General features: G+C 38.2%; 5 protein-coding genes (1 of these 5 running past the window's edge). 1 reads left to right on the forward strand and 4 read right to left on the reverse strand.

What is annotated here, in order from left to right:
- Positions 1-3: 3 nt before the first annotated feature.
- Together CL667_06580 and CL667_06585 are read right to left on the reverse strand one after the other, a co-directional pair.
- Entirely contained in the window at positions 4-1,143 is a 1,140-nt protein-coding gene (locus CL667_06580) for a glycoside hydrolase family 3 (GenBank protein ID MAL17358.1), read from the reverse strand.
- Entirely contained in the window at positions 1,143-2,600 is a 1,458-nt protein-coding gene (locus CL667_06585; protein ID MAL17359.1) for a hypothetical protein, read from the reverse strand. Before CL667_06585 ends, CL667_06580 begins: the two co-directional genes overlap by 1 nt.
- A 285-nt stretch (positions 2,601-2,885) precedes the next feature.
- On the opposite strand from CL667_06585, the gene CL667_06590 reads away from it, so the two are divergent.
- Positions 2,886-3,635, forward strand: a complete 750-nt coding sequence (locus CL667_06590; protein ID MAL17360.1) for a hypothetical protein — start codon at positions 2,886-2,888, stop codon at positions 3,633-3,635.
- Positions 3,636-3,696: 61 nt separating this feature from the next.
- Here the strand turns inward: CL667_06590 and CL667_06595 are convergent, their stop codons facing one another.
- Both CL667_06595 and CL667_06600 read right to left on the reverse strand, forming a co-directional pair.
- Positions 3,697-6,705, reverse strand: coding sequence for a hypothetical protein (locus CL667_06595; GenBank protein MAL17361.1), 3,009 nt, complete (start codon positions 6,703-6,705; stop codon positions 3,697-3,699).
- Between the two features lie 118 nt (positions 6,706-6,823).
- Positions 6,824-6,834 carry the 3' portion of a hypothetical protein gene (locus CL667_06600; protein ID MAL17362.1) on the reverse strand. Its footprint extends 190 nt past the window's final position, so only the last 11 of its 201 coding nucleotides appear in the window; its start codon lies beyond the right edge, outside the window — the gene reads right to left on this strand; it ends in the stop codon at positions 6,824-6,826.

Below are 6,834 nucleotides of genomic sequence, written 5' to 3' on the forward strand. Positions count from 1 at the left end.
CAATCAAAAATTAAAGCAACTGCAAAGTTCGGCAATTACATTTGTTTTAAGGGAATCGATTCGAGCCAGTGATTTTTCTACCGTTTCTTTTTCAACTTTTCCTTCCCGTAAAAGCTTTTGAATAATTTCGACGGCACGTTCTGCAATGTCTTCATCATAAACCAAATTGTTACCAAAGATTAGAATATCTACTCCGGCGTTTATGGCTTGCTGAATGGCTGTTTCCAAACCATACTCTGCACGGATGGCATCCATCTGCATATCATCAGAAAACACAACGCCCTCAAAACCCAAAGAGTCACGAAGCAGTCCATTGATGGTTTTTTCAGAAAGGGTGGCCGGCCAAACGGAATCAATATTCGCGTTAAAAATGTGCGCCGTCATCACGGCATGAATTTCTTTCTTGGCAAAAAATTCTTTGTAAGGAATGAGTTCTTTTTGGTCCCAGGTATCTGTTACATCCGTAAAGCCAAGGTGACTGTCAGTAGTTGAACTTCCATGTCCCGGAAAATGCTTTAGAACTGATAAGACCCCTTCTTTTGAATATTCATCAATAACATATCCTGCATGCTCAACCACCTTTTCGGGATCAGAGGAAAAACTACGCTCAAGCCTTCCAATTACCGGATTGTCAGGATTGGTATTGACATCAATCACAGGGCCAAAGTTGGTATTGGTGCCAACTACCATGAATTCCTGGGCCATTATGCGAGCATAGTGTCGGGTAGAATCTTCATTATCCAAATTGCCCAAGTATTCTGCGGACACCGATTCCGGAAAGCCCTTACTTTCTTTTAGTCTGCTTACCAAACCACCTTCCTGATCTACTGCTATAATCGGCGGCGTTGATGCATTTGAAATGATATCACTGGAAAGTTGCAGAAGCTGAGTTGGGTTTTCGATATTCCGGCTTCTGTTACCTGTAATGACGTCCCGGTCAAATAGTACGACTCCGGCTATGTTTCGCTCTTTAAGGTCTTTATATACAGAATCAGCAGAGGAGAGTTCAGTTCCCCGAAACCCAATCAGGATCATCTGCCCCAGCCTTTTTGCGTCAATGATTTCTTCAGGTTGTGTGGCACCTTTTTGCTGGCAGCCAATGGCAGAAAGTAAGAGCAGGAGAGGTAATAAAAGTCGAAGCATTAGTTGAGTTGGTTTTTATGTTGTGAGAGCAAACTGTCCAAAACAGGATTGAAGTTAAAAGAAGGTCGAATATCGTTATAACGAGCTATTTTTCCTTCCGGATCTACTAAAATATAAAAAGGAATCCCGCCGCCTTTATAAGCTTTAAAGGTTTCTTCATTAAATCCCTTTCCGCTATAAAGCTGAACCCAGGGAAGGTCGAAGCGTTCGAGGTCTTGTACCCATACTAAGCTATCAACTTCATTAGAAATCCCAATAATCTCGAGTTCATCTCGGGAATATTCGGCATAAATGTCTTTCATATAAGAAAACTCCTCCAGACAAGGCTGGCACCAGCCCGCCCAGAAATCAAGCAATACGAACTTCCCGTGGTAGTCGTTCATGGTATGGATATCCCCATCAAGATCTGGCAAGGAAAAAGGGATGGCAGGCTGACCCGGAGAAACAGACTTAATCTCATTAAAGAAGTAAGTCAAAAATTCGGTGTACTTAGGGTAATCAGAAAATTCTGTCAGATATGCCTCATAGCTTGGCTTTGCTACTTCAAGCGGTTGCTCGCCGATTCGTTCTGCCACTAAATACATGCGGGCATGAGCTAAGGCGTCGCGAGTTTTAATATGTTCCAGAACCCGAAGTCTTTTTTCGTTGAGCTCTTCGTAGGCCAGTCTTTTGATATCATACTCTGCTAAATCTTCTTGCCCATAGGCTTTTTTAACACTGTCATAGACTCCAAATGTTCGGGCGAAATAATGAGCGAAATCACGAATTCCAGCTCTCTGCGCCTCAAGTGATTCTATAGTGAAAAAGTTAAGGGAGTCGGCTTCCGCAAAGACTTCTTTTCGGGCAGCCTCAGCGTCAAAATCTTCAAAAAAGCGTTGGTTATATTCAATTGCGCGTACTTTAAAAACAAGATACTCTCCAATGGCTTTGAGGTAATAATCACGAAGGGGAGTATCATTAAGTTTGCTTTCCGCAATTTGATACTTGTTCTTGCTGAGTTCTAAAAGATTATTTTTTTCTCCAGCCTTTATTTTCTCTTCTTCAATTGGAATCTGGGTTTCTATGGAGCTTATTTCATTTAGATAACTGTTATATCGTTCATCCCAATTTCCCGAATAGCCTTTTATGTTTACCTCCTGAGGAAAGTCAGATCGTGAAATATTGATGTCCAAGTGTTTACCGGGAGAAAGAATTAGGGGATATGATTCGTCATTAATGATGAGTGTTTTGATCTGTTCAGTTCCGGTTGTTACAAATGAAAAGGAACCTGTTTCGGAAACAGAAAAGGTGTCACGCACAACGGGGGCGTACTTATAGTGGATGGGTTGTTCTTGGAGGATAATATGAGCTTCTCCCAGGTAGTCAATATTCCCGGTTAACTCTACTTTATTATTGTCACAGCTAATAAATAGAAATAGAAGAATGAAGAAGGCTGTTATGTTCAATTTTTGAGGCATAAATACCAATGATTAGAATCGTTTAATAGTATAATTTCTAAAGGGATACTTTGTAACATTATTTCATAAATAACTCTTGATAATAAGAAAAGACGGTACAAAGATAATTTTTTCAAAAAAAAGAAATAAAACTGTAACAAATGATCTATTGTTTACTCTTGTCAGAGATAATTTGATATGGGTAGTACAAATGACGGCTAAATTATCATTTATGTCAGCAAAAAAATCTGCCATTAATGATTAAACGTTTATATCACAGTTAGTAATCATAAACATAATACGATAATGATAGAAAGTAAGATTAATAAAGACCTAGAGAGGAAGATTGATCTGTACGTGAATGGCGAATTAGACGCGGAACAAACTGATGAGCTATGGGCTGAGCTAATTCAAGATGAATATTACATGGACTACATGAAAAGTGTGGCCAACGTTAAAGCTGTAATTGATCGCAAGCACGCAGAAAAACCAACTTCCAAAGTTTACACCCTACGCAAAGTGGCTCAATATGCCGCTGCAGCCGCTGTGATATTAATAGCTGGAGTAGTTGGTGTAATGAACATGAATACTTCTGGAGATTTTTCCGTGAGTCCAGTTGCACAAATCGGCTTAGATGTTGTGCGTAATAATGATGGAATTTCGCCCACAGTTACGAATGAGGTAATTCGACGTGCCATTAGAATGGCTACAGATGGAGAAGTTGCAGAAGCCACTTCGATACTTCAAGCCGAACTTAAAGAAACAACGGATCCCCAGCTTAAAGCAGAAATCGCTCTAAGTTTAGGTTCTATTCAATACAATTCGGGTAATTATTCTTCTTCAATTGAAAACTTCAGCATTGTTACTGCCCAAGAGGATATTGATGTGCTTACTTTGGAAAAAGGATATTGGTTCTTAGGAAACACTTACTTTCAGTTAGATCGACTTCAGGAAGCTGAAGTTGCCTTTTCTAAGGCTTATGAGCTGAATGGTGCTTACAGCCGTGTTGCCAAAACTTATGTGGATGCTTTAGACAACGTTTTGAGCAGTAGATAAGCTAAGTAACTAACTATTTTAAACTATTAAGACGCTTCTTCTGAAAAGAAAAGCGTCTTTTTTATTGAAACTCTTTTCGATAGGTTACTAATCCGGTGGATAAAATAGTCAGGGCAAGTAGTGAAAAGAGAAGAACCGGATTAGAGGATTTGTCCGTTATGGGCGACGGGTTCCCAATCATCATATAAGCTCCCCAAAAATGCGGGTTAGCATTCGCTTTTCTTAGTTGATTAAGCTTTGCCATTCTTATTGCTTCACTTTTGGTTTCACCATTGTTCAAGTAGTCGTAGAAATCGGTAGCGAATTCAGAGGCTACTTTATCATTTACGGACCACAAATTTAGAGCCAGACTTTTTGCTCCGGCATATCTTAACGCACGGCTTATACCCATAATCCCGCTTCCCTGGATGTAGTTACCAGAGCCTGAGCTGCATGAATTCAACATAATAAACTCAGTATTCAGAGGAGTATCAAATAGCTCATATGCATAAAGAGCTTGATCTGATTGAAGAGAATCGTTGCTGTCTGAATTCTTCAGGTAAATAGTGGAAAATAATGGATCCTGTTCACTTACCTCACTGTGAGTTGCAACATGGATAAGTCTTGACGAGCTTATTTTTTCCTTAAAAATAGCTTTGGTCGCTGCGTCTCCTGTATAGACTTTTTTATTACTTAGTGATGTAAGGATATTCGAAATATTATTCGTTTCAACGGTGGCGTAAGGAAGGGAGGGGAGGTCTGTGCCTGTAAACATCTTGAAATCAGAAATAGCAAACCCTGAAAATTCATACTCAGTTTTTTTGTCGAAACTTCTTCGGTTGCCGTCAAACTCTTTTAAGGAAGTAAAATATCTGAAACTATAGTCTTCAATGAGGTACTTGGAGCTTCCGTAGCTGATGGGTGAATCAGGTTTCTTTGTAGGAAGCACTTCAAGAGGTATTCTATAAAGGTAATTATCTGGAATAACTGAGATCTGAGAAATGTGATCGGGAATATCTTCTAATTCGAGCACTTGATATAATTGATAAAGGTCATCAAGGTTTGTACTGCCTGATGCTAGTTCATTACCAATATTAGTGAATAAGTCCTGCTGTTCTTTATCAAAATCAAACTTCTTGATTCTGATATCACCTAATGTAAGGTGGGCTACATAAAGCTCATTTCCGACTTCTGTAAAGTGGAGAAGCAGTTCATTTGCTTCTAAAGATCGCTGGATCGACCAGATAGCCGGTAAAGGGTTTTCTTTAGCCAGGTTGACCTCAGATAATATTTGGTCTCTTACGGCAGAAATACGATCAATCTCAGTTTGTAAGGCAAATCGATTTTCCTCACTGGCATTTAGATATTCTTTTCTTAGCGATTGAAGTTTTTGATTTAGCCTTTTCTCTTCAGCCAGTTCTTCTTCTGTAAGCTTGGCGGCTTTAACCAATGGGCTGTTATAAAGTGAGGCATCGTTGATAGTTTTTAACCTGTCTAAAATGACTAATGCTTCATTCTGACGGTTATTGTTGATTAGCAACTCAACAATAAGTTCAAAAGCATCAAGGTACTCTTCCTCTACCGACCAATATCCTTCTTGTGCATCTGTATTATTCTTAGCTCGATCAATAATGAGGTCAATGACCGGTAACAGGTTAGTGATAGCTTTTCGATTATTTCCAATAAGGCTTAAATAGTTTGCCCGAACGGTTTGATATTTTGTTGAAAGAGGAAAATCAATATTGTTGAGGTCGTAAAGCTTTATTTCCTCTAAATTTTCTGATGCCTTACTCAGTTCCCCTCTTTTTAAGTGGATAGCAGTAAGATTGATCATTGCATCGATGTAGTCGGGAGTATCAGCTTTTGACAAGGTTAATTCCTTGACTTCCGTAAATAATTTATTAGCAGACTCAAGTGAATCAATTCTACTCAGTACCGACGCTTTTTCAATTAATAAATCGATGTAAGTATCATAGTTTTTCTCAGGTGATAATACCTCATAAGCTGCATTAAGGCTTGCTAAAGCTTTATCGGCATCTTTATAGTTTGTCCAGTAGAAAGAACCCAAGTAAGAATTAATTAAAGCTAACTCTGTAGTGTCCTGATTCTCAATTGCCACTTGTTTGGCTTCATCTATATAGGTCAAGGCTGTACCAATATCTTTTACAGAGCTGTAGTAAATAAATAGATTTCGGTAAATGTTTAATAGAGAAGTGTAGTCTTCTATGTCATCTTTAAGTTCAAGTGCTCGTAACTGGAAAGAGACATATTTGCTTGATTGCCCAAGTTTTAAATAATTTATTCCAAGATTTGTGAATAATGTATATTGATCCTCAAGAGTCTCTGAGTCATTATAGAGTTCCTCATAAATTGTTTTTGACTCTTGGAATTTGCCTAGTGAGAATAAGTAAGCACCCTGCCTATTTTTTAAAGCTTGCACATCACTTTTTAATCCAATGAATTCAGCTAGAGGAAGAGAATTATTTCTTTGAAGCTGTAATGATTTATCATACCGCCCATAGAGGTAAAAGGTATAGTCAAATGCTCCGAATAGTTTTAGTTTATGAGTTGAATTTGGCAGCTGAGACTGATTAAGGAATAGTTCATAGTTCTGATCAATAACTTCATAATCATCTAACACATATGCAGTTCGAATAATATTTGACAAGATAAGAGCATGTTCAAGCTCACCTAAGCTTTGCGGTGACTGAATATCTTTAATCCAAACTTCAAGAGCCTTTGAAAGATAGTTTGTAGAGAAATGGGTAGTAGGGTTACCTTTCATCAAGAGTAAAAAGTGTATCAGCGGATATTGATCATACCCTAAAATATCTACGCCAACAGTATCCTTAACTTGAATGATATTTTGGTATAAGCTTGCCTGAGGTTTGTCCCAAAATAAAATACCATGTGTGTTCTCATCCGGATCAGTAGGTTGGGAACAATCTAAATTTTGGTAATAGTCTGCATATTCAGGAAGTGCCTGAATGTTAGACTGAACTATCTTTAGTCCTTTGCAATTAAGAGTTGCAATTTCATTTAAGGCCCAACTATTTATGGTTTTGTTGTTGCCTGCCAAAATGTTTTCCACATATTCATTTACCTGAGTATGTGTTTTATCGACATAAGTTGTGTCAGAGGAGAAAAAAGTAAAAAGTATGAAGTAAAGTAGTATCAAAGCCAGGTAGATAAATGAAAAAACAATTTAACTAAANTTGAG

Origin of the sequence: Balneola sp. (assembly GCA_002694685.1) — a bacterium.
GTDB lineage: Bacteria > Bacteroidota > Rhodothermia > Balneolales > Balneolaceae > Gracilimonas.

Bases quoted from the DNA above. Each gene is read 5' to 3' on its own strand.
- CL667_06585 (MAL17359.1), bottom strand. From the start codon at position 2,600: ATGCCTCAAAAATTGAACATAACAGCCTTCTTCATTCTTCTATTTCTA.
- CL667_06580 (MAL17358.1), bottom strand. From the start codon at position 1,143: ATGCTTCGACTTTTATTACCTCTCCTGCTCTTACTTTCTGCCATTGGC.
- CL667_06590 (MAL17360.1), top strand. From the start codon at position 2,886: ATGATAGAAAGTAAGATTAATAAAGACCTAGAGAGGAAGATTGATCTG.